Source organism: Micrococcus sp. HMSC31B01 (assembly GCF_001816085.1).
Lineage (GTDB): Bacteria > Actinomycetota > Actinomycetes > Actinomycetales > Micrococcaceae > Micrococcus > Micrococcus luteus.
Map to the genome: position 1 here is coordinate 1 of NZ_KV824838.1, position 528 is coordinate 528.

Here is a 528-nt window from a genome sequence, read left to right on the forward strand (position 1 = left end):
CCACGGCGCAGGCCGCCGCCGACCGGCCGGACTGGAACGTGCTCGCCGTCGAGGTCTACGTGCCCGGCCTGGCCGCGCTCATGACGCGCGTGGAGCAGCAGGGCCTGGAGAACGTCCGCGCCGTGGAGGCCAACGCGCCCGAGCTGCTGGACGCCCTGCTCACGCCCGGCTCCGTCTCCGAGGTGTGGGTGTTCTTCCCGGACCCGTGGCACAAGAAGCGGCACCACAAACGCCGTTTGGTCTCCCCCGCCTTCGCCGATCGCGTGGCGCGGGTGCTCACCCCCGGCGGGGTGCTGCGGCTGGCGACGGACTGGTCGGGCTACGCCGTGCAGATGCGCGAGGTGCTCGAGGCGCACCCGGAGTTCGAGAACCTCTTCCCCGGGCGCGCCGCGGGCGAGGACTCTCCGCTCACGCGGGTGCGCCGCGAGGGCAGGGAGACCGAGGTGGGTGCCCAGCCGCTGCCCGCGGGATGGGAGAGCGCGGCCGAGGAGGAGCGCCCCCTGCGCGCCGGCCTGGGCGAGGCGCGGG

General features: G+C 75.6%; 1 protein-coding gene. It reads left to right on the forward strand.

Annotated features, from left to right (window positions below):
• The coding region (trmB, locus tag HMPREF3105_RS00545) for a tRNA (guanosine(46)-N7)-methyltransferase TrmB (protein WP_070708519.1) at positions 1 to 528 on the forward strand (528 nt) is incomplete at both ends.